At 64.1% G+C, this 20,430-nt stretch carries 19 protein-coding genes, 1 tRNA gene and 1 pseudogene; 12 read left to right on the top strand and 9 right to left on the bottom strand.

Features of this window, described 5'->3' with window-relative positions:
- Positions 1 to 72: 72 nt before the first annotated feature.
- Genes KO516_RS09415 through tal form a run of 4 tightly spaced genes read left to right on the top strand, consistent with a single transcriptional unit; the run spans position 73 to position 4,133 of the window.
- Positions 73 to 1,554: a sugar ABC transporter ATP-binding protein gene (locus tag KO516_RS09415; RefSeq protein WP_216003537.1), complete on the top strand. Its 1,482-nt coding sequence runs from the start codon at positions 73 to 75 to the stop codon at positions 1,552 to 1,554.
- A 22-nt stretch (positions 1,555 to 1,576) separates the two neighbouring features.
- Positions 1,577 to 2,344 carry an SDR family NAD(P)-dependent oxidoreductase gene (locus KO516_RS09410; RefSeq protein ID WP_371742058.1) on the top strand — a complete coding sequence of 256 codons (768 nt, stop codon included), beginning with the start codon at positions 1,577 to 1,579 and terminating at the stop codon, positions 2,342 to 2,344.
- Positions 2,345 to 2,374: 30 nt separating this feature from the next.
- Positions 2,375 to 3,166: an SDR family oxidoreductase gene (locus KO516_RS09405; protein ID WP_216003536.1), complete on the top strand. Its 792-nt coding sequence runs from the start codon at positions 2,375 to 2,377 to the stop codon at positions 3,164 to 3,166.
- Positions 3,167 to 3,194: 28 nt separating this feature from the next.
- The gene (tal, locus tag KO516_RS09400) at positions 3,195 to 4,133 is read left to right on the top strand and encodes a transaldolase (protein ID WP_216003535.1); all 939 of its coding nucleotides are present in this window, start codon (positions 3,195 to 3,197) and stop codon (positions 4,131 to 4,133) included.
- 116 nt (positions 4,134 to 4,249) lie between these two features.
- Here the strand turns inward: tal and KO516_RS09395 are convergent, their stop codons facing one another.
- A complete protein-coding gene (locus KO516_RS09395) occupies positions 4,250 to 5,116 on the bottom strand; it encodes a MurR/RpiR family transcriptional regulator (RefSeq protein WP_216003534.1) in 867 nt (288 codons plus the stop codon).
- 106 nt (positions 5,117 to 5,222) lie between these two features.
- On the opposite strand from KO516_RS09395, the gene KO516_RS09390 reads away from it, so the two are divergent.
- The 5 genes from KO516_RS09390 to KO516_RS09370 are packed head-to-tail and all read left to right on the top strand — an operon-like array spanning position 5,223 to position 10,156.
- On the top strand, positions 5,223 to 6,251 hold the full coding sequence (locus KO516_RS09390; protein ID WP_216003533.1) for a spermidine/putrescine ABC transporter substrate-binding protein: 1,029 nt from the start codon (positions 5,223 to 5,225) through the stop codon (positions 6,249 to 6,251).
- Between the two features lie 50 nt (positions 6,252 to 6,301).
- Positions 6,302 to 7,363 (top strand): ABC transporter ATP-binding protein, encoded by a 1,062-nt coding sequence (locus KO516_RS09385; protein ID WP_252737504.1) that lies wholly within the window; start codon positions 6,302 to 6,304, stop codon positions 7,361 to 7,363.
- Positions 7,360 to 8,238 carry an ABC transporter permease gene (locus KO516_RS09380; protein ID WP_216003531.1) on the top strand — a complete coding sequence of 293 codons (879 nt, stop codon included), beginning with the start codon at positions 7,360 to 7,362 and terminating at the stop codon, positions 8,236 to 8,238. Before KO516_RS09385 ends, KO516_RS09380 begins: the two co-directional genes overlap by 4 nt.
- Entirely contained in the window at positions 8,235 to 9,053 is an 819-nt protein-coding gene (locus tag KO516_RS09375) for an ABC transporter permease (RefSeq protein WP_216003530.1), read from the top strand. Before KO516_RS09380 ends, KO516_RS09375 begins: the two co-directional genes overlap by 4 nt.
- Entirely contained in the window at positions 9,050 to 10,156 is a 1,107-nt protein-coding gene (locus KO516_RS09370; protein ID WP_216003529.1) for a P1 family peptidase, read from the top strand. The genes KO516_RS09375 and KO516_RS09370 overlap by 4 nt, the downstream gene beginning before the upstream one ends.
- A 3-nt stretch (positions 10,157 to 10,159) precedes the next feature.
- Here the strand turns inward: KO516_RS09370 and KO516_RS09365 are convergent, their stop codons facing one another.
- Genes KO516_RS09365 through coxB form a run of 7 tightly spaced genes read right to left on the bottom strand, consistent with a single transcriptional unit; the run spans position 10,160 to position 16,847 of the window.
- On the bottom strand, positions 10,160 to 10,843 hold the full coding sequence (locus KO516_RS09365) for an HTTM domain-containing protein (protein ID WP_216003528.1): 684 nt from the start codon (positions 10,841 to 10,843) through the stop codon (positions 10,160 to 10,162).
- Entirely contained in the window at positions 10,844 to 11,242 is a 399-nt protein-coding gene (locus KO516_RS09360; protein ID WP_216003527.1) for a hypothetical protein, read from the bottom strand.
- A gap of 35 nt (positions 11,243 to 11,277) precedes the next feature.
- Complete coding sequence (locus KO516_RS09355; RefSeq protein WP_216003526.1) at positions 11,278 to 12,351, bottom strand: c-type cytochrome; 1,074 nt, start codon at positions 12,349 to 12,351, stop codon at positions 11,278 to 11,280.
- Positions 12,348 to 12,920 carry a cytochrome c oxidase assembly protein gene (locus tag KO516_RS09350; protein WP_216003525.1) on the bottom strand — a complete coding sequence of 191 codons (573 nt, stop codon included), beginning with the start codon at positions 12,918 to 12,920 and terminating at the stop codon, positions 12,348 to 12,350. The genes KO516_RS09355 and KO516_RS09350 overlap by 4 nt, the downstream gene beginning before the upstream one ends.
- Positions 12,914 to 13,330 (bottom strand): hypothetical protein, encoded by a 417-nt coding sequence (locus KO516_RS09345; protein WP_216003524.1) that lies wholly within the window; start codon positions 13,328 to 13,330, stop codon positions 12,914 to 12,916. The genes KO516_RS09350 and KO516_RS09345 overlap by 7 nt, the downstream gene beginning before the upstream one ends.
- On the bottom strand, positions 13,327 to 15,882 hold the full coding sequence (locus KO516_RS09340) for a cbb3-type cytochrome c oxidase subunit I (protein WP_216003523.1): 2,556 nt from the start codon (positions 15,880 to 15,882) through the stop codon (positions 13,327 to 13,329). Before KO516_RS09340 ends, KO516_RS09345 begins: the two co-directional genes overlap by 4 nt.
- Entirely contained in the window at positions 15,879 to 16,847 is a 969-nt protein-coding gene (gene coxB, locus KO516_RS09335; protein WP_216003522.1) for a cytochrome c oxidase subunit II, read from the bottom strand. The genes KO516_RS09340 and coxB overlap by 4 nt, the downstream gene beginning before the upstream one ends.
- Positions 16,848 to 17,087: 240 nt before the next feature.
- On the opposite strand from coxB, the gene KO516_RS09330 reads away from it, so the two are divergent.
- From KO516_RS09330 to KO516_RS09320, 3 genes are all read left to right on the top strand, one after another.
- Positions 17,088 to 17,161: transfer RNA gene (locus KO516_RS09330), tRNA-Cys, on the top strand.
- 182 nt (positions 17,162 to 17,343) lie between these two features.
- Complete coding sequence (locus KO516_RS09325) at positions 17,344 to 18,540, top strand: integrase arm-type DNA-binding domain-containing protein (RefSeq protein ID WP_216003521.1); 1,197 nt, start codon at positions 17,344 to 17,346, stop codon at positions 18,538 to 18,540.
- A gap of 201 nt (positions 18,541 to 18,741) precedes the next feature.
- Positions 18,742 to 20,250, top strand: coding sequence for a bifunctional DNA primase/polymerase (locus tag KO516_RS09320; RefSeq protein WP_216003520.1), 1,509 nt, complete (start codon positions 18,742 to 18,744; stop codon positions 20,248 to 20,250).
- On the opposite strand, the pseudogene KO516_RS09315 reads toward KO516_RS09320, so the two are convergent.
- A pseudogene (locus tag KO516_RS09315) lies at positions 20,234 to 20,368 on the bottom strand (transposase); the annotation flags it as partial. The gene KO516_RS09320 and the pseudogene KO516_RS09315 overlap by 17 nt on opposite strands.
- Positions 20,369 to 20,430 lie beyond the last annotated feature (62 nt).

Below are 20,430 nucleotides of genomic sequence, written 5' to 3'. Positions count from 1 at the left end.
GGCACCGTCCACGGCCGGAGCCCCTTGCCGGGCGCCGGCCACCCTTATCGACACCTGCGAAAGGCAATGCTCATGACCGCTCCGATCCTGTCGCTGCGCAATATCCGCAAGTCCTACGGGCCGATTCAGGTCTTGCACGGCATCGATATCGATGTCCGTCCGGGCGAGGTGGTCGCGCTTCTGGGCGAGAACGGCGCGGGCAAATCCACGCTGTCCAAGATCATCAGCGGCACCGTCGCGCCCTCGTCGGGCGAGATGACATGGCAGGGCCAGCCCTACGCCCCGGCCAATCCGGGCGAGGCGATCGACGCGGGCGTCGGCATGATCCATCAGGAACTGATGCTGCTGCCGCATCTGAGTATCGCCGAAAACGTCTTTGTCGGGCGCTACCCGCGCCGCGCCGGGATGATCGACCGGCGCGCCATGGCGCAGCAGGCGAAGCATGGGCTGGAACGGCTGGGCCTTGATGTGTCGCCCACCCGCAAGGTCGATGGGCTGTCGACCGCCAAGCAGCAGCTTGTCGAGATCGCCAAGGCGCTGACGCTGAACGCAAAGCTGCTGATCCTCGACGAGCCGACCGCCGCCTTGGGCGGCGAAGAGGCCAAGCGGCTGTTCGAACAGATCGCGCGGCTGAAATCCGAAGGCGTTGGCATCATCTATATTTCGCACCGGCTTGAAGAGATCCGTCAGGTTGCCGACCGCATCGTGGTGATGCGCGACGGCGCCAAGGTGCAGGATTTCGACAGCGCCGATGTGCCGATCCGCAGCATTGTCGCGGCCATGGTGGGCCGTCAGCTGGACCGGATGTTCCCGGCGCTGCCCACGCCTTGCGATGAACCGGTGCTCGAGGTGCAGGGCCTTGCCTCGGCCCGCGGCGATTTCGAGGGCGTCAATTTCACCGTTCGCAAGGGCGAGATCCTCGGCATTGCCGGGCTGGTCGGCGCGGGCCGCACCGAGCTGGTGCGCGCCATCGCTGGGGCCGATCCCATCGCATCGGGCAAGGTGCTGCTGCACGGGCGCGACATCACACCGAAATCCCCGCGCGATGCTATTACCAACGGCATCGTTCTGGTCCCCGAGGACCGCAAGCTTCAGGGGCTGGTGCTGGAGCACAGCATCGCGGAAAACATCGGCTACGCCAATCTGGGCAAGGTTTCGACCGGCGGCTTCATCACCTCGGGCAAGGTGCGCGCGTTCGCAGATTCCAATATCGCCAAGTTCGGCGTCAAGGGCAAAGGCCCGCAAAAGGCCAACGAGCTGTCGGGCGGCAACCAGCAGAAGGTGGTCATCGCCAAGTGGCTGGCGCGCGATCCCAAAGTCGTGGTGCTGGATGAGCCGACGCGGGGTATCGACGTCGGTGCGCGCTCGTCGATCTACGACATAATCGTCGGCCTTGCGCAATCGGGCGTGGCGGTGATCGTCGTCAGCTCTGATCTCGAGGAAGTGCTGGGGGTGTCCAACCGCATCATGGTGATGGCGGCGGGGCGGCAGGCGGGCATTCTCGATCATGCGCAAGCCAACAACGTATCGGTGATGGAACTGGCAACCGCCTGATCCGTGCCAAAGGGAGGGCATCGTGACCCGTTTTCAAGGCAAGACCGTCGTTGTGACCGGCGGCAACAAGGGCATCGGCTTTGCCATTGCGCAGCGGTTCTCGGACGAGGGGGCGAATGTGGTGCTCGCCTCGGTCGAGGAGCAGGTGATGGCGGCGGCGGCCTCGCTGCCCCGCGCCATCGGCGTGATCTGCGATGTGGCGGACAAGGCCGCCGTGGTGGGGCTTTATGACGCCGCCGAGGAGGCGTTCGGCGGGGTTGATATCTCGGTCCAGAACGCCGGGATCATCACCATCGCCAAGATCGAGGATCTGAGCGAGCGAGACTGGGACGCCACCATGGACGTCAACGCCAAGGGCGCCTTCCTGTGCTGCCAGGAAGCGATCCGGCGGATGCGCCAACGCGGCGGCGGCAAGCTGATCAACATCGCCTCCGGGCAGGCGCGCGCGGGGTTCATCTATACCCCGCATTATGCCGCGTCGAAATTCGGCGTCATGGGGATGACCCAGAGCCTTGCCAAGGAGGTGGCGCTGGACAACATCACCGTCAACGCCATCTGCCCGGGCATCATCAAGACCGATATGTGGGATTACAACGACCGCGTCTGGGGCAAGATGCTGGGCGATTACGGCCCCGGCGAGCTGATGGACAGCTGGGTGCAGAATATCCCGATGAAACGCGCCGGGTCGGGCGCGGACGTGGCGGCGATGATCGCCTTTCTTGCCAGCAACGACGCCGATTACATCACGGGCCAGACCATCAACGTCGATGGCGGCCTGATCATGTCCTGAGCTCAGGGCAGCACGGAAGGAGTGCCAGACATGGCCGAGATCACCCTCAACACCCCAAAGATGTTCGACCTTTCGGGCCGGACCGCCTTTGTCACCGGCGCTGGCAGCGGCATTGGCCAGCGCATCGCCATGGGGCTGGCGCAATGCGGCGCCAATGTCGCGCTGATCGACCGGCGCAGCGATGACGGGCTTGCGCAGACCGCCGATTTCATCGCGCGGGCGGGCGCGAAATCGGTTCAAATCGCGGCGGATGTGACCTCGGGCGATGCCATGGCCGAGGCTGTGGCACGAACCGAGGCCGATCTGGGCCCGTTGACGCTGTGTCTGAACGCGGCGGGCATCGCCAATGCCAACAAGATCGAAGAGATGGAAGAGGATCAGTACCAGACCCTGATGGACATCAACATGAAGGGCATCTGGCTGACCTGCCGCGCGCAGGGCCGGGCGATGATCGCCCATGGCAAGGGCGGAGCAATCGTCAATATCGCGTCGATGTCGGGGGTGATCGTCAATCGCGGCCTCAATCAGGTGCATTATAATGCGTCCAAGGCCGGGGTGATCCATATGTCGAAATCCATCGCGATGGAATGGGTCGGCCATGGCATACGGGTCAATTCGATCTCGCCGGGCTATACCGCCACGCCGATGAACACCCGCCCCGAGATGGTGCACCAGACCAAGGAATTCGAAAGCCAGACGCCGATGCAGCGCATGGCCTCGGTCGATGAGATGGTCGGCCCGGCGGTATTCCTGCTGTCGGATGCAGCCTCCTATGTTACCGGGGTGGACCTGCTGGTAGACGGCGGTTTCTGCTGCTGGTAACGCTGGCAGCAAAGGGAAAGGACATCCGATGACCACCGTATTGGAACAATTGCGCGGCATGACCAAGGTCGTGGCCGACACCGGAGAGGTCGCATCCGTCAAGCGGCTGGCGCCGGTGGATTGCACCACCAACCCCAGCCTCGTGCTGGCGGCGCTGAAGGACCCGGCGTCCGAGGCGCTGATCGCTGCCGAGATCGAAAAGGGCCGCGCCGCCGGGCTGTCGCCCGAAGCGCTGGTCGCGACGCTGACCGTCGCCGTGGGCGCCGAGCTGACGCGGCTGGTGCCGGGCCGGGTGTCGACCGAGGTCGACGCCTGCCTGAGCTTTGACAAGGACGCCTCGATCGCCCGCGCCCGCGAGATCGTTGCCGATTATGCCGCGCGCGGCATCGGCAAGGACCGCATCTTGATCAAGCTCGCGGCCACTTGGGAGGGCATCCGCGCGGCGGAAGTGCTTCAGGACGAGGGCATCGACTGCAACCTGACGCTGCTGTTCTGCATGGCGCAGGCGGTGGCTTGCGCCGATGCGGGCGCCTTCCTGATCTCGCCCTTCGTGGGGCGGATCACCGACTGGTACAAGAAGGCCGAGGGCGTCGACAGCTACACCCCCGATGAAGACCCGGGCGTCAAATCGGTGCGCGGCATCTACGATTATTACAAGTCCAACGGCATCGACACCGTGGTGATGGGCGCGTCCTTCCGCAACACCGACCAGATCAAGGCGCTTGCGGGCTGTGACAATCTGACGATCTCGCCCAAGCTGCTCGACGAGATGGCGGCGGATACATCCGAGCTGCCGCGCATGTTGTCGCCCGAAAAGGCCACCGGTGTGGCGAAGGCCAGCTATGACGAGCCCGCCTTCCGCTGGGCGCTCAACGCCGATGCCATGGCGACGGAAAAGCTGGCCGAGGGCATCCGCAATTTTGACGCCGATCACCGCAAGCTTATCGCGCTGATCGCAGAGCGCTGAGCATCTGCCCCGGGCCGGGTTTCTGGCCTAGGGCAAAGCTTACATAAACCAGATTGTGCGCGGCGGGCGGACCAACACTGTGTCGGTCCGCCCGCTTGCGTCCGGCGCAGGCGCGTTCAGAAGATACCGATGCGCTGCGCCAGACGCTTCCAGTCGCGCAGGCGCTGGTCGGGGTCGCTGCCGGGGCCGGTTGCCACCGCATGGATCAGCAGGCTGGTCGCGGCGGTCAGGCCCAGAACCGATTCCAGAAACAGGCCGGTTTTCGAAGGCGCGTTGATCACCGCATCCGTCACCTCCTGCGCCCAGTGGCAGTATTCGTCGGTCACCACCACGACCGTGCGGCCCTGCTCGCGGGCCAGCCGTGCCAGCGTTTCGCATTCGGCGGCATAGGGCACCACGTCGATGATCAGCAGGCAGCTTGCGCCGGGTTTGGGCGGATCGAGCCATTCGGACAACATGCTGTCGTGGCCGGACATAAAGCGCACGCGCGGGCGGGCCAGCGCCATCCGTCGCGCGGTGTCTTCGGCAAGGCCGCGCACGGTCTGAAACCCGGTGACATGTACTTCGTCCGCCTCGCGCAGATAGCGTTCGGCGGCTGCAAAGGCCGGAGAGCCGATCCGCGAATACACCGTACCGACGGCGCGCAGCTCGGCGGCCCTCTGCTGCTGCCAGTCGCCGCTGAGCTCTGCGGTGTCGTCGCTCACGCTGTCGCCGATCACCGAATAGCGGTGGCGCAGCAGCTCCTTGAACTCTTTCATCCCGGCGCAGCCGAAGCGGCGCAGCATCCGCCCGACGGTGATTTCCGCCACCCCCGCCTTTTGCGCGATGGTCTTGCCGGTCTCGAACGAGATCGCGTTGAGGTTCAGCAGGAAATACTGCGCCACCTTGGCTTCCTGCCGGGGCAGATCCGGCAGCCCGGCTTCCATCTTGCCTATAAATTCATCGAAAGACGCTTGGGCGAAGGAGGAAAACCCGTGAGACATGCGCAATCCTATATGACAGAAAACTAACATTTGACCAAAATGACAGTACCACCCCATCTTCCCGACTCAAGGAAAAACCGGAACATCATCTGACAGGACGCCCCCCATGACGCACAAATCGCCCCTTGCCCTAAGCGCAATCCTGCTGCTGGCGCCGCTTGCCGCCTCTGCTCAAGAGCGGCTGTCGCTGTACAACTGGGGCGATTACATCAACCCGGCCGTGCTTGACGCCTTTACCGAAGAAACCGGGATCGAGGTCACCCTCGACAGCTATGGTTCAAACGAGGAAATGCTTGCCAAGATCCAAGCCGGGGCCACGGGTTACGACATCGTTTTCCCGTCGGTGCACATGCATGACATCCTGTTCCAGCTTGGCCTGCTGGCCAAGACCGACATCGGCAAGGCCCCCGGCTTTGCCAATATCGACCCGCAATTCGTGCGCGCGAAAACCGATCCCGATGCCGAATATTGCCTGCCCTATGCATGGGGCAATGTCGGCATCGTCTACAACAAGGCGCTGGCGGGCGAGATCACCGGCTGGGAGGATTTCTTTGCCCTTGGCGAGGCGGGTAAAAAGATCACCCTGCTGGACGATCTGCGCGAAACCATCGGCATCGGCCTGATCATGACCGGCGCGCCGGTCAACGCCACCGATCCTGCGCAGGTCAAGGCGGCGGCGGATTATGTGATCGAGCACAGCGCCGGGGTGACCGCCTTTACCTATGATTCCGTGCCGCAGGTGATCTCGGGCGATGTGGCCGCCGCGCATTGGTACGTGGGCGCGAACCTCTACGTCTCTGAGAACCCCGACACCATCGGCTACATCATCCCCAAGGAAGGCGCGACGATGTATCAGGAAGACATCTGCGTGCTGGAATCGGCGCCGAACAAGCAGGCCGCACAGGCGTTTCTTGAATTCTACCTGCGCCCCGAGATCGCCGCGCTGAACGTGGCGCAGCAGATGAACGGCACCCCCAACCTGCCCGCGCAAGAGCTGATCCCCGCCGAGATCGCCGCCAACGAGACGATCTATCCGTCGCAGGAGGTCATCCAGTCGCTGCAGATCTTCGAAGACCTTGGCCGCGATCTGCAACTGTACAACGCGGAATGGACCCGCATCAAAACGTCCCGCTGACCGAAACTCTCCGGCGGGCGCGTCCCGCCGGATCGCAGGAACGAACGACTATGCCTTCTCCTCTTGAAATCGTCGGGGCCCGCAAGGTCTTTGCCACGCCCGAGGGCGGCAGCATGACCGCGCTCGACGGTGTGTCGCTAAAGCTTGCCAGCGCCGAATTCGTCACGCTGCTGGGCCCGTCGGGCTGCGGCAAGACCACCTTGCTGCGCACCATCAGCGGCTTTGAGACGCTGGACGATGGCGATGTGCTGATTGATGGCACCGCCGTCACGCAGATGCCCGCGCATCGCCGCCCGGTGAACACGGTGTTCCAGCGCTACGCCCTGTTCGGGCATATGAGCGTGGGGCGCAACGTCGGCTATGCGCTTGAAATTGCGGGGCGCGACAAGCGCGAGATCGACACCCGCGTCGGCGAGATGCTGGATCTTGTCGGTATGTCCGGCATGCAGCAACGCTCGATCGCGCAGCTTTCGGGGGGCCAGCAGCAGCGGGTGGCGCTGGCACGGGCGCTGGCGGGAAAGCCGCGACTGCTGCTGCTCGACGAGCCGCTGTCGGCGCTCGACAAGAACCTGCGCCAGAAGATGCAGCAGGAACTCAAGGCGCTGCAACGCGAGCTGGGCATCGGTTTCATTTTCGTCACCCACGATCAGGAAGAAGCCCTGACCATGTCCGACCGCATCGCGGTGCTGGCGCATGGGCGCATCCAGCAGATCGGCACGCCGGGCGCGCTGTACCGCACGCCGGCCAACCTGTTCACCGCCGATTTCCTGGGCGAAAGCAACCTGCTGCCCGCAGAGGTCTCGGGCACCGCTGCGCGCCTGCGTGACGGGCAAGGCTTTGCGGCGGCGCGCCGGGGCGGGCCTGCCACGCTGTTGCTGCGCCCCGAAGCGCTCTGCCTGCGTGCCCCCAACGGCCCGGCCCTGCGCTTTGACGGCACGCTGCGCGAGACGTTTTACACTGGCACGGATCATCAGGTGGTGCTCGACACCGCCGGGCATGGCACGCTGCGCGCGCTGTTGCGCGCCGACGGGGCGCTGCCCGATATCGGCGCTGCGATGACGCTATATGCCGATGCGCAAGGGCTGCACCTGATCGACGAGGTGCTGCCATGAGCCTTGAGCGTCGCAAACGGGGTCATCTGCTTGGGCTGCTGGGCGCGCCGACACTGTTCCTGCTGGTCTTTTTCTTCGGCCCGCTGCTGATCATGCTGGTCTATGCCTTTCTGACACCGGGGCTGTATGGCGGCGTCGACTGGGTGTTCTCGCATCTCAACTTCGGGCGCATCCTTGGCTGGGCCAACACCCGCTACGAGACGTTTGACCCGGTCTATATCGCCATTTTCCTGCGCTCGCTGCGGCTGGCCGGGCTGACGGTGCTGAGCAGCCTGCTGATCTGCTATCCGGCGGCGTTCTGGATCAGCCGGATGCGCCCCGGACTGCGCGCCTTTGCCATCTTTCTTGTGACCCTGCCGTTCTTTGTCAGCCTGATCGTGCGGCTGTTCGCTTGGGTGCTGATCCTGCGGCCCACCGGGTTTCTCAATCAGGCGCTGATGGGGGCCGGGCTGACCTCGACGCCGGTGGAATTCCTGTACACCGATTTCGCGGTGATCCTTGGCATGACCTACGTGTTCATCCCCTTCATGTTCCTGCCGCTTTACGGGGCGATCGAAAAGCTCGACATGGCGCAGATCGAGGCGTCGTTCGATCTGGGCGCGACGCGCTGGCAGACCTTTCGCAAGGTGGTGCTGCCGGCCACGATGCCGGGGATCGTCGGCGGATCAGTGATCACCTTCATCCCGGCGCTTGGCAATTTCATCGTGCCCTCGGTGCTCGGCGGCGCCAAAGTGCTGATGATCGGCAACCTGATCGAGCAGCAATTCCTGTCGGCGCGCAACTGGCCCTTCGGCTCGGCGCTGGCGATGCTGGTGATGGCGGCGGTGCTGGTGCTGCTGTTGGCACAAACCCGGCTTGCGAGGGCAAAGACATGAGTTTGCGCCGCCTGCTCAGCCTTTATGGCCTGCTGTTCCTTGCTTTCGTCTACGCGCCGATCCTGCTGGTGGTGATCTATTCGTTCAACGCCAACACGCTGAACATGATGATCTGGGATGGCTTCACGCTGGACTGGTATCGGCAGATCTTCGGGATGAAGACCGATCTGGCCGACAACGCCACCTATGTCGACAGCACCCGGCAGCTGTACGGCGCGGTGCGCACCAGCCTGATCGTCGCGCTGTCGACCTCGGTTCTGTCGACCGTGTTCGGCACCGCGCTGGCGCTGGCGGTGGCGCGTTATCGCTTCCGGCTGGCGCCGATGTACCGGGCGCTGATGATGCTGCCGATGATCATGCCCGATATCGTGCTGGGCATCGCGCTGCTGATCTTTTTCATCACCATCGGCATGAACCTGTCGATGCTGACGATCATCATCGGGCAGTCGACCTTTCTGGTGTCCTATGTCTTTGTCACTGTTTCGGCCCGGCTGGCGCAGAGCGATCCGGGTCTCGAAGAGGCGTCGGCCGATCTGGGCGCGAGCCCGGCGCAGACCTTTCGCAAGATCACCCTGCCGACCATCGCGCCGGGCATTCTTTGCGGTTGGCTGCTGGCTTTCATCATATCGATGGATGATCTGGTGATCACCTATTTCATCGCGGGCACCGGCAACACCACGCTGCCGATCCACATCTGGGGAATGCTGCGCCGTGGCATCAAGCCGGAAATCAACGCCATCGCGACGCTGATGCTGCTGTTCACGCTGCTGATCGCTGCCATCGGCCTCTACCTCAGATCGAGACGCCAGACATGACATCGCCAACACGCCCCCGTGCCCGCGCGGTCGGGATTCCGCTGCCCGGCACGCCCGGCCCGCTCAACGCCATCACCGATGTGCCGGGGATCGAGGTCGGCACGGCCGAGCTGCTATCCTCGCGCGACCCGGCGCTGGCGACGCGCGGCATTCAGGTGCAGACCGGCGTCACCGCGATTTTGCCGCGCGGGCGCGATCCGGTGCCGCGCCCGGTCTGGGCCGGCCAGTTCAGCCTGAACGGCAATGGCGAGATGACCGGCGCACATTGGGTGCGCGATGGCGGCTGGCTGGCCGGGCCGATCATGATCTCGAATTCGCATGCCATCGGGGCCTGCCATACTGCGGCGGTGCGCTGGATGATCGAAACCTACGGCGCTGCGTGGGAAGACAACCATCTGTGGGCGATGCCGGTGGTTGCCGAAACCTATGACGGGGTGCTCAACGATATCAACGGTCTGCACGTCACCGAAGCCCTTGCCCGCAGGGCGCTGGACGCGGCGCGCCCCGGCCTGGTTCCTGAGGGCAACAGCGGCGGCGGCGCGGGGATGATCTGTTACGAGTACAAGGGCGGCACCGGCACCGCGTCGCGCGCCATCGACATCGACGGTCAGGGATTTACGCTTGGGGCGCTGGTGCAGGCGAACCACGGGCTGCGCCCATGGTTGACGGTGGCAGGCAAACGCGTCGGCGAGGCGATGACGGATCACCGGATTCCCGGTATGACCAGCGAGCGCGGCTCGATCATCGTCATTCTCGCCACCGACCTGCCGCTGTTGCCCGGTCAGCTGGAACGGCTGTCGCGCCGCGCCGCCATCGGCATCGGGCGGGCAGGCTCTCCCGGAGGCAACAATTCCGGCGATATCTTCCTTGCGCTGTCGACTGCCAACCAGATGGAGCTGCCGCAGTTTTCGGGGGCGTGGCGCCAGATGAGCTGCCTGAACGACGAGCGGCTGGACCCGGTGTACATGGCTGCGGTCGAGGCGGTGGATGAGGCAGTGCTGAATGCGCTGTGCGCCGCGCAGACCGTGCCGCTGGCCCGGCCCGCCGCGGGCTTGTGTCATGCGATGGATACAGAGCGGTTGATGGGCTTGCTGGCGGGCTGATCCCTAGCTCGTCAGCCTGCCCTGAAGCCAGATCAGCGAGGGCCAGGCGCATAGCCAGATCCAGAAGAACCGGTTCAGCCCGAACAGCAGGGCGTTCGACAGGTGAAACCCCGCCGCCAGCACCAGCCCGGCAAGCAGCGCCAGCGGGTGCAGCAGAAACAACGGAAAGGCGACTTCGGTCAGCATCACCAGCCAGCCGCCCCAGAAGGTGACGAGCCGCCGGTCGGCCAGCCTGCGCAGCCCTTCGCTGACCGGGTAGGCCGAGAACAGGAACACGTGGCGCAGTGCTTCGCCGCTGCGCCACGCCGGGTTCATCAGCTTGACCTGCCCCGAAATCACATAGCTGAGCACCAGCTGCACGGCGAGATAGGCCAGCGCCATTTCGGCCCAGAACCGGTCTGGCGCCAGATGCGCGGCGCTCAGGCAGGCGAGGATCAGCAAGGTCATCTTGTCCGAGCCGCCGTTGAAGGAGCCGTCGTAGCGCCAGAGCCACCAGAGCCCCAGCCCGAACAGCCCCCAGATTGCCGGCGCGGCCAGTGCCGGGACCAGCAGCGCGGCGCATAGCGCCAGCCGCAGGCCCAGCCACGGCGCATCGCGGCGATCTATCGCGATCTGCTCGAGGCTTTGCTGCGCCAGTGCCAGCGCTAGCATCACCTCGGTCAGCCGCAGCGCGAACTCGAAGCCCATTCAGCACGGCCCTCCGAACGGGGCGCTCTGATACAGCACCTCGCGCATCAGCGCGCCGCCCTGTACGTCGATGAACACCAGCCGCAGCTCAAGCTGCTCGTTCGGGCGCAGTTTGCTGACCCGCTGTTGCAGCTCGTGCATGGCATGGGCAGAGCCCTGTTCCACCACCCGTTCCGCCAGACTGACAAGATACAGCGCCTCGTTCCAGCGCGGATTCCACAGCATCCGTCGGCACATGCGCGCCAGAGACAGGTGATCGGGGCGCGGCGCCACCTCGCGCCAATCGGCGCTGCCAGCGGCACGAACCTCGATCCGGGGAGAGGCGGCGACAGCGCGAAAGAACCGCCAGGACGGGATCAGGGCGGGCAGCAACAGGCGAAGCAGGCGCAGGACAATCATGCGCCGATCCTCGCGCGGGTCTGGTTAAGGCGAGGTTAGCCGCCCCCGGCGTAATAGGCAGCAAGGTCAAGAATATCCGTGTCGCTGAGCGGTCTTGCGGCGGCGGCCATCAGATGTGCGCGCGGGGTCTGCGGCACCGGGCCGTCGCGGTACATATGCAGCCAGTTGACCAGCCAGTAGCCATCCTGCCCCGCGATCCTTGGGGTGTCGGCGCGGGCATTGGCGCCGTGGCACGACGCGCAACTGGGGATGTCGTCATGTTCGCTGCCCTGCCGGGCGAGGGTTTCGCCGCGCACGGGATCGCCCATCGCCAACGCCCTGCCCTGCCATGTTCCGCCCATCCCGGCGTAGCGCGCCGCCAGCGCGTCGATGGTCTGCTCGCTCAGCGGGGCGGCGAGCGGTTCCATGAAGCCGCTCTCGCGGTGGCCGTCGGCATAGGCGCTCAGCACCAGCGACAGCCATGCTTGCGACTGGCCCGCAAGCTTGGGCGCGGTACCGTCGCGGCCCAGCCCGTCGTCGCCATGGCAGCGGGCGCAGCCCAGCTCGGGCGGGATCGCGCCCGGCAGGCCGCCAAAGCGCACGCCATCGCCGTCATAGGCTCCGGCGCGGCCAAAGGCGGCCGCCTCGAAAGAGGCCCGATCAAAGCTTTCGTAGCGCGACAGGAAGGCCGCCAGCGCCCATGGCTCGTCATCGCGCCCTTCGCCGGGCCAAGCCGGCATGCCGGTGTATTTGAACCCGTGGCGGGCGATCCACCAGTATTCGGGGGCCTCGTAATCGCCGCTCAGCATCGGCGGTTCGGGCTGCATTCCGGTAACGACAGGGTTGCGCGCAATGCCCGGCGCGCCGTGGCAGCTCATGCAGCCGGTGGCGAAATGCCCTGCGCCAAGGCGGATCAGCCCGTCATCGGCAAGATCGACGTGTTCGGGCATATGCACGCCCCAGCCGCGCACCGTCACCGCGTTGCGCAGATACTGGTGCAGCGCCCCGCCGACGCCCGGCAGATGCGGTTTGCTGGCGGCGATGTTATAGGCACCCAGCCAGTAAAAAGCGTTGCCACCGATAACCAGCACGGCCAGCGCCGCCCCCGCCCAGAGTTTCCAGCGCGTCATGCCTGCGCCTCCTTGAGTTCCAGTGCCCTCGCCAGCCGCCCCAGTGCGGCGACAAGGGTGATCGCGCCGCCCGCGCCCGCCATCAGCGCCCCGGCGATCTGCTGTTCCTGAAGCGCGCTCAGCCCCAGATGCCCGGCGCAGATCCCGCCGTAGAGATCGCGCGGGCTCAGCCCGATCAGCGCCCCCAGCAGCGTCATGTGCATGGTGGTCGCCAGCAACACCAGCGCGCCGCCGAACGGGCCAGCGCTGCGCGCTGCCGCCCAAAGCAGCATCCCCGCACCAAGGAAGGACGCCTGTTCCAGCGCAAATCCGATGCCGGTGAACCGCGCCCAGAGATGCGGGCCGGGCAGGTGCCAGCCCCAGACAACCACCATTTCGACCACACCGCCCAGCAGCAGCGCCACCGGCCCGGCCAGCGGCAGGCGCGGCGCCCAGAGCGCCGGAACCGCCGTGGTCACGCCCAGATGCAGCACCATGTGCAGCACCATCGACCCCGTCGCCAGCCCCGGCAATGGCCCGAGCCACAGCGCCGCCAGAAGCGCGCAGGCGATGGCGCGCCGCATCAGCATGTGCTGAACATGAAGCCGGGCAGCGTGGTGAAGACGATCGCCATCACCGACAGCACGCAGAGCAACAACGAGACATGGCCGATGAATTTGTCGCGCCCGCGCTCCGAGCTTTCGGTGATTTCTTCGAAGATCACGAAGACGCCTCCATAGCGCCGCACTGCCATCATCCCCAGCCAGGCGATCAGCGCGATGCAAACCACCCCCATGGCGACGATGATCCAGCGCGGCTCGCTCAGCGCTGGCCCGGCCTTGGCGCACCATGTCGCCGCCAGCACGTAGCTGGCCACGAAATGAATCGCCCAGAGCGTCGGGGCAGCGACCATGATCCAGACCGAGCCTTGGTCGATGACCCGCGGTGCGTCTCCCGGAGGGCCGAAGCGGCCCGGCTGCTTGTCGGATTCGTGTCTCATACCGCCCCCATCAGCATTGGGAACACCGCCAGCAGGATGAAGATGACAATCGCCGTCAGTGCCAGAAAATGGGTGAACAGCGTCAGGTTCATCAGGTCTGCCCGGTAGTCCGGGTTGCAGATGTCGGCCCAGATGCGCGCCGCGACATAGACATGCATCACCGCGTTCAGCAGCAGATGCAGCCCCATCCAGAGGACCAGCATCCAGACCATCGCATCAAAGCTGTGCACGGTCGGATCAAGCCCGGCCTCATGGGCGGCAAAGGCCCAAGCCCCCAGCCCGGCAAAGCCCGCCAGCACCGCCCCCAGCAGCAGCGCCATCGCGGTGCCGCGCGCGCCCTGCCCCAGTTGCCGGCGCGCGCCGACGCTCATCAGCCAGCCGACAATCAGCCCGCCAAGACCTAGAAGCAGCCAGTGCAACGCCGGGATCTGCGCCGCGACCGGGAAGAAATCGGGCAGCGCCGTCCAGTAGAAGAAATAGCTAAACACCAGCCCCATGAAGGCGGTCATATCGCCGGTCATGGTGATGAACACCGCCCACCAGCCGGGCGAGCGGTTGCCCTGTGCATAGGTTGGCAGCGTCAGCCCGCGCCCGACCGGCTTGCTGGGCCGCTCGGGGATTTCAGAGGTGCCGGTCCACAGCCACCACAGGGTGAAGCCGATGAACCCCGCGCCGAATGCCAGCGCCAGCGACCAGAGGTGAAAGGTGGCAAGGATGAACACCGTGCCAAGGCAGAAGGCCGAACCAAGCGTCAGGAAGGTCGGCCCGCCGACCCGCTGCACGTAGAGGGGCCGCGCGTCGAGAATATCGGTCACGATCAGCTCGCGCTTGCCCTCTTCGGCGTCAGGCAGGAACCATTCGCCCCGGTCGATCTGCTCGACGAGGCCGGGCTGCTCCCACAGCGGATAGCGGGTGTGGATATAGGGGATCGACCGCGCGCCCCACGGCTTGCCCGGAACTTCGCCGGACCATTCCATGGTGCCAGCGTTCCAGATATTGCGCGCGACCAGCGGCGCCTTGCCCCGTGGCCACAGCACATTGGCGGCCAGCGCCGCGAAGCCGGCGGCAAAGACAAAGGCTCCGATGGTCGACACCATGTTCAGCACCGCCCAGCCATCGGACAGATCATATGTCCAGACCCGGCGCGGCATGCCCATGATGCCGGTCCAGTGCATCGGCAGGAAGGCAAGGTTGAACCCGCCGAACATCAGCCAGAACGCCCAGCGGGACGCACGGTCATTCATCGCCCTTTGCGTCACGAACGGGTACCAGTAACAAATCCCCGCCATCAGCGGGAATAGCATCCCGCCGATCAGCGTGTAGTGCAGATGCGCCACGACGAAATAGCTGTCATGCGCCTGCCAGTCGAAGGGCACCAGCGCCACCATGACGCCGGTCAGCCCGCCAAAGACAAAGATCGCCAGCGCGCCGCCGGCAAACAGCATCGGCACCGAAGGGCGCAGCTTGCTGACCAGCATCGTGGCAATGAAACAGAAAATCTGGATGCCGGTCGGCACCGCCACCGCCTCGGAGGCCGCGCTGAAGAAGCTCAGCGAGATTTCCGGCAGCCCGGTGGTGAACATGTGATGCACCCAGAGCCCAAAGCTCAGGAAGGCCACGCCGATCGCCGACAACACGATCCAGCTATGCCCCACCATGGGTCGCCCGGCAAAGGTCGGCAGCATCGTCGCGATCAGGGCGATCGACGGCAGGAACACGATATAAACCTCGGGGTGTCCAAAGATCCAGAACAGGTGCTGCCACAGCATCGGATCGCCGCCCCGGTCGACATCGAAGAAGGCCCAGCCAAAGGCGCGCTCCATCTCGAGCAGCAGATCCCCGGCGATCAACGGCGGGAAGGCAAACAGGATCATCCCCGCCACCACCAGCACGTACCAGCAATAGAGCGGCATCAGGTTCAGCCGCATTCCCGGGGGGCGGCATTTCAGCACGCCGACGATCAGCTCGACGGCGGCGGCGATGCTCGAGACCTCGATGAACGACAGGCCGAGCAGCCAGATATCGGCGCCAAGCCCGCTGTATTCGGTGTTCGACGACAGCGGCGTGTACATGAACCAGCCGCCATCGGGGGCCACGCCGAACAGGATCGAGCCGCAAACGAAGACGCCGCCGATCAGGAAGCACCAGTACCCAAACGCCGACAGGCGCGGAAACGGCAGATCGCGGGCGCCAAGGATTTCGGGCAGGATCAGGATCGCCACCGCCTCGAAGATCGGCACCGCAAACAGGAACATCATCGCCGTGCCATGCAGGGTGAACAGCTGGTTATAAAGCTGCTGGCTGAACAGATCGTTGTTCGGCACCGCCAGCTGCGCCCGGATCATCAGCGCAAGGATGCCCGCAAAGACGAAGAAGGCGAAGGAGGTCAGAAGGTACCATTTGCCGATATGGCTGTTGTTGACCGCGGTGATGATCTTCCAGCCCGGCGGCTCTTGCCAGACCGTCATCAGGCGGGCGCGCTGCGCCTTGTCGCGGGCCTCGTCAAAAGGCTCGGGGGGCGCCAGCTTGGAAAGGTCTATTTCCTGTGTCATTCGGCGTGATCCAGGCTCATGAGGAACGTGACGAGCCGGTCAAGGCGCGCGCCGTCCAGATCGGGATAGGGCGGCATGTCGATGCCCGGCTTCATCTCGTGGGTTTCGGTGATCCAGCGGGCCATGTTGTCTGCGTTCATGGCGTAGATCCCGGCGCCAAGCCGCTCGCGGGCGGCGACATGGGTCAGGTCGGGGCCGACCGGCCCGGCAGCCTGCGTGCCGCGAATGCTGTGGCAGGCGCCGCAGCCCTCTTCGAGAAAGATCGCAAGGCCGGGATCGCCCTCGGCCACCTGCGCAGGCGCGGCTTCGGCGGCGAGCCATGCGTCGAAATCCTCCGGCTCCATCACCACCGCATCAAAGCGCATCAGCGCATGCGCCCCGCCGCAGAATTCGGCGCAGAGCCCGCCCCAGCTGCCGGTCTTTTGCGGGGTCAGCGCAAGCGTGGTTTCGCGGCCGGGGATCATGTCCATCTTGCCGCCCAGGGCGGGAACCCAGAACGAATGAATCACATCATCCGCCGTCAGCCGGAACAGGGCGGTCTGGCCCACCGGCAGGCGGATCTCGTTGGCGGTCACCACGTCGCCGTCGGGGCCGTCGTAGATCACCCGCCACCACCAGCGTTCGCCATCGACCCGCACGGTGATGTCGCCGCTATCCGAGGTGATGTCGCGCAGGATGACCATGCCCCAGATCAGCAGGCCGCTGACCAGAAACGTCGGAATCACCGCGCCGCCCCAGATGATGAACCAGCGCGCCTGTCGTTCCAGCTTGGGGTCGACCTGCCGCCGATTCGCATAGACCGCGGCGGCGATGATGGTGCACCAGATGACGACTGCGCCGATCAGCAGGACCCAGAACAGTTGTTCGATACGGGCCGCCTCGGCTCCAGCGCCCGCAAGCCAGTTATGTCGTCCCGCGCAGCCGCCAAGCAGCAGCGGGCTGATGAGGAAAACGGCGTTCCGCAATGGTTCGGCCCTGTCTGGATAATCCTTGAGAGGCGAACCAACGGGATCGCAAACTGTTCCCGAGAAAATGAACTGTTGTGTTTCCGCGTGTGACCACGGGCGTTCATGACGCTTGCAGGCGCTCCCGACGAGGGCCAATGCGCACCCAACCCGGGCCGGAGACTACCAGCTTTCACCACAGACCGCTTGACCACTTGCGCCGCCTTGTGACATCGGCTAAATGGCGTGAACCACACGGATGGCGAGTTGGCGGAGTGGTGACGCAGCGGATTGCAAATCCGTGTACACCGGTTCGATTCCGGTACTCGCCTCCATCACCCCTTTTTCGATAGATTTCCTGCAATCTGGCCCAAACCGGACCACTGATTTCATTGAGAAAATAGGCTACAGCCCATCTTCGGGGACAAGATTGACTGTGGGCACCCAGCTTGTGTGGGTATCGAATGCGGGTATTCTCGGAAATAAGGATACCCACACTCTCGCAGGATAGATTCCTATGCCTCTCACAGACGCAGCGTGCCGTGGCGCGAAGCCCGATCCCACGGGAAAACCAAGGAAAATGGCAGACGGCGGCGGTTTGCTCCTTTTCGTCTCACCTTCTGGCGGCAAGCTGTGGCGGATGCGCTATCGCTTCGTAGGGAAAGAGAAGGTCCTGTCCTTCGGCGCATACCCACAAGTCGCGTTGGCCGATGCCCGCGCCCTGCGAGACAAAGCCAAGCGCGCCCTTGCGGATGGGCTGGACCCTGGCGCGAACGCCAAGGCGGCACTGACCGCCCCTGCCGGAGATTCCTTCGAAGCTGTAGCCCGCGAATGGATCAAGGCTCAGTCGGTCACATGGTCCCCCGCCCATGCCGCCCGCATCCTGTCGCGTTTCGAGCGGGATGCCTTCCCTGCCATCGGACCAATCCCCATCGCAGAACTGACTGCCCCGCAAATTCTAGACATGCTGCGCCCGGTAGAGGACCGCGCCCCGGACGTTGCGGGCCGCATCCGTATGACCACGGGCGCGATCATGCGCTATGCCATCGCAACGGGCCGCGCGTCCCGCGATCCAGCGGCAGACCTGCGAGGGGCGTTGAAGCCTACCCCGCGCGTCAAACACATGGCCCGTATCGAGGCGGGTGAACTCGCAGGTTTCCTCTGGAAGCTGCACCACTATGACGGCGAACCGCAGACCCGCTATGCCATCGAATTCGTAATGCACACTTTTGTACGGACCAACGAACTGCGCTTCAGCAACTGGCGTGAGATAGACGGCGATGTATGGCGAATCCCCGCATCGCGCATGAAGATGAACCGTGATCACATCGTTCCTTTGACCCCGCAAAGCCTCGCCATCCTCGCCAAGCTGAAGGAAATTGCAGGCGACTCGGAATGGATCGTGCCGGGGAACAAGGGCAAGCCGATCAGCGAGAACACCATGCTCTATGGGCTGTACCGTCTGGGCTATCACGGACGGGCCACGATCCACGGATTCCGTGGGCTGGCGTCAACTGTGCTCAACGAAAGTGGCCTGTGGTCGGTCGACGCTATCGAGAAGCAATTGGCCCATGAACCGAAGGACAAAGTAAGGCGCGCTTATAACGCGGCGCAACTTCTACCCGAGCGGAGAAAGATGCTCGACTGGTGGAGCCTGTATATCGAAACCGCCGTAAAAAAGTCAGCCACTGACTTATCCGACTTGCTCACCTAGACTTTCACATTTTACGTGAAACATCAAATAGTTAGACGAATCAATCTTGCCGCTGTATAGTGGCAAGGTGATCCTGTTCAATTCTGCCGCCACAAAAAAGAACAGGGTCACCGGGGACGCAACCCGATGACCCTCTAAGGAACTTAATATGGCAGCAATACTGACATTTTTCAAGGTCAAACTGATACCGATCTGAGCGACTTGTTTGCGGGCTTCCCGCCCGGACAAGTCTCCAACGAAACCGATCTGACCGACCTCTTGCAGCCAACGCCGCCCACGACGAAAAATGTGGACGTTGCGTTGTCACTGGCAGCCCGTGGGCTTGCGGTTTGTCCCGTGCGCCAATGGGGCGAAGGTGGCGGATGGAAGCCGATTTCGGGTTTCAAGGAACTCGCCTCAACGGACGCGGCTCAAATCCGCAAATGGTGGCGAGATTGGTCGGAAGCGCGGGTTGCTCTGATCACGGGCGAGCGCAACGGGATAAGCGTCCTGAACGTCGACGTAAAGAACGGCAAAGATGGGCTGTTGTCGCTTTCGACCTTGGGCTTCTATGATCACCGGGCAATGACCCCGATCCGAACCGTGACCCCCAGCGGCGGGTTGCATCTATTCTTCGCCTACAAGCCCGATCTGAAAGCTACGGTCGGAAAGATCGGTCCCGGCCTGGACGTGCGGAACAACGGCGGTTTCGTGATCGCCCCCGGCAGCCTCAAAGATGGAAAGCTGTATCGAGTAGAGGGTGAGGAACTGGCAAAGGGAATGCCTTTGCCCGACTGGCCCGTAGCACTGACACCGCCTACACAACCTGAAAGGCAACCTGTCGACATTCAGGAAGCATCCGATTTCCATCGTGAATGGGCGCTCGACTACCTTACAAAGCGTGCCGCAGACGTTGCAGCAACCGCTGAAGGTGGGCGGCAGGCCGCGTTGAACGATGCAAGCCTTTGGGCGGGCGGTGCAGGCGCGCATGGTGCTTTGTCGCGTTACAAGGCGACGGCTGTTCTCATTGAGGCTGGAAAGACATCTGGTCTGTTGGAACGCGAAGCCCGCGACACGTTCAATCATGGCTGGAATGACGGACTCAGGAAGCCTATCGAGTTGCCGCCAGATTACGGCAATATGACTGACCTTTTCGACGATCTGCCGGAAAGCTTCGCGGGTTTCCCAATGACGGAAGACGGCGTGGCCCTCGCATTCGCGGCATACAACGCTGATCGGTTGCGCTTTTGTCACTCATCGGGCCGTTGGTACGTCTGGACCGGCAGCCACTGGCAGAAGGAAGAGTCGAAGCTGGCATTCGATTGGGCTAGGCAGATGTGCCGCGTTCGCGCCGCGTCAGAACCGCGATGTGCCGCCGCGAAGGCTCTGGCGAAAGCGGCAACAGCGTCTGCCGTGGAGCGTTTTGCCCAAGCTGACCGTGCCTTCGCTGTGACAGCCGACCTGTGGGACCGGGACCATTGGCTTCTGGGCACACCGGGCGGAACGGTCAACCTGCGCACTGGCGAACTGCGCCCAGCGCGGCAATCAGACATGATTACCAAGATCACAGCCGCGATACCGATCTCGCCAGAATTTTTCGACCCACAACGCGATTGCCCGCGATGGATGGCTTTCCTCGACCAAGCGACCGGCAGTGATGCGGGCGCGATCCGGTTCCTGCAACAATGGGCGGGCTACAGCCTAGGGTCAGGATTCATAACCAGTAAATGACGAGAGCCGCGAGGGCTATGGCTGAGAGGAACACCTTGGGGCATCGGTCATAGCGGGTCGCGACGCGCCTCCAGTCTTGGAGCCTGCCGAACATGATCTCGATGCGGTTGCGCCGCTTTTATCTCCGCTTGTCCCTTGCCCGGCAGGGCATTGCAAAGCAATGTCTCGCGAGGGGTATTT

This window comes from Citreicella sp. C3M06 (assembly GCF_018860705.1).
In the GTDB taxonomy this organism is placed as follows: domain Bacteria; phylum Pseudomonadota; class Alphaproteobacteria; order Rhodobacterales; family Rhodobacteraceae; genus Salipiger.
The sequence above is the reverse complement of the archived record's forward strand: the minus strand, read 5'-3'. Positions and strand labels throughout refer to the sequence as shown.

Coding starts and splice junctions, on each gene's coding strand:
- KO516_RS09415 (WP_216003537.1), top strand. CDS start 73: ATGACCGCTCCGATCCTGTCGCTGCGCAATATCCGCAAGTCCTACGGG.
- KO516_RS09405 (WP_216003536.1), top strand. CDS start 2,375: ATGGCCGAGATCACCCTCAACACCCCAAAGATGTTCGACCTTTCGGGC.
- tal (WP_216003535.1), top strand. CDS start 3,195: ATGACCACCGTATTGGAACAATTGCGCGGCATGACCAAGGTCGTGGCC.
- KO516_RS09395 (WP_216003534.1), bottom strand. CDS start 5,116: ATGTCTCACGGGTTTTCCTCCTTCGCCCAAGCGTCTTTCGATGAATTT.
- KO516_RS09390 (WP_216003533.1), top strand. CDS start 5,223: ATGACGCACAAATCGCCCCTTGCCCTAAGCGCAATCCTGCTGCTGGCG.
- KO516_RS09385 (WP_252737504.1), top strand. CDS start 6,302: ATGCCTTCTCCTCTTGAAATCGTCGGGGCCCGCAAGGTCTTTGCCACG.
- KO516_RS09380 (WP_216003531.1), top strand. CDS start 7,360: ATGAGCCTTGAGCGTCGCAAACGGGGTCATCTGCTTGGGCTGCTGGGC.
- KO516_RS09375 (WP_216003530.1), top strand. CDS start 8,235: ATGAGTTTGCGCCGCCTGCTCAGCCTTTATGGCCTGCTGTTCCTTGCT.
- KO516_RS09370 (WP_216003529.1), top strand. CDS start 9,050: ATGACATCGCCAACACGCCCCCGTGCCCGCGCGGTCGGGATTCCGCTG.
- KO516_RS09365 (WP_216003528.1), bottom strand. CDS start 10,843: ATGGGCTTCGAGTTCGCGCTGCGGCTGACCGAGGTGATGCTAGCGCTG.
- KO516_RS09360 (WP_216003527.1), bottom strand. CDS start 11,242: ATGATTGTCCTGCGCCTGCTTCGCCTGTTGCTGCCCGCCCTGATCCCG.
- KO516_RS09355 (WP_216003526.1), bottom strand. CDS start 12,351: ATGACGCGCTGGAAACTCTGGGCGGGGGCGGCGCTGGCCGTGCTGGTT.
- KO516_RS09350 (WP_216003525.1), bottom strand. CDS start 12,920: ATGCTGATGCGGCGCGCCATCGCCTGCGCGCTTCTGGCGGCGCTGTGG.
- KO516_RS09345 (WP_216003524.1), bottom strand. CDS start 13,330: ATGAGACACGAATCCGACAAGCAGCCGGGCCGCTTCGGCCCTCCGGGA.
- KO516_RS09340 (WP_216003523.1), bottom strand. CDS start 15,882: ATGACACAGGAAATAGACCTTTCCAAGCTGGCGCCCCCCGAGCCTTTT.
- KO516_RS09325 (WP_216003521.1), top strand. CDS start 17,344: ATGCCTCTCACAGACGCAGCGTGCCGTGGCGCGAAGCCCGATCCCACG.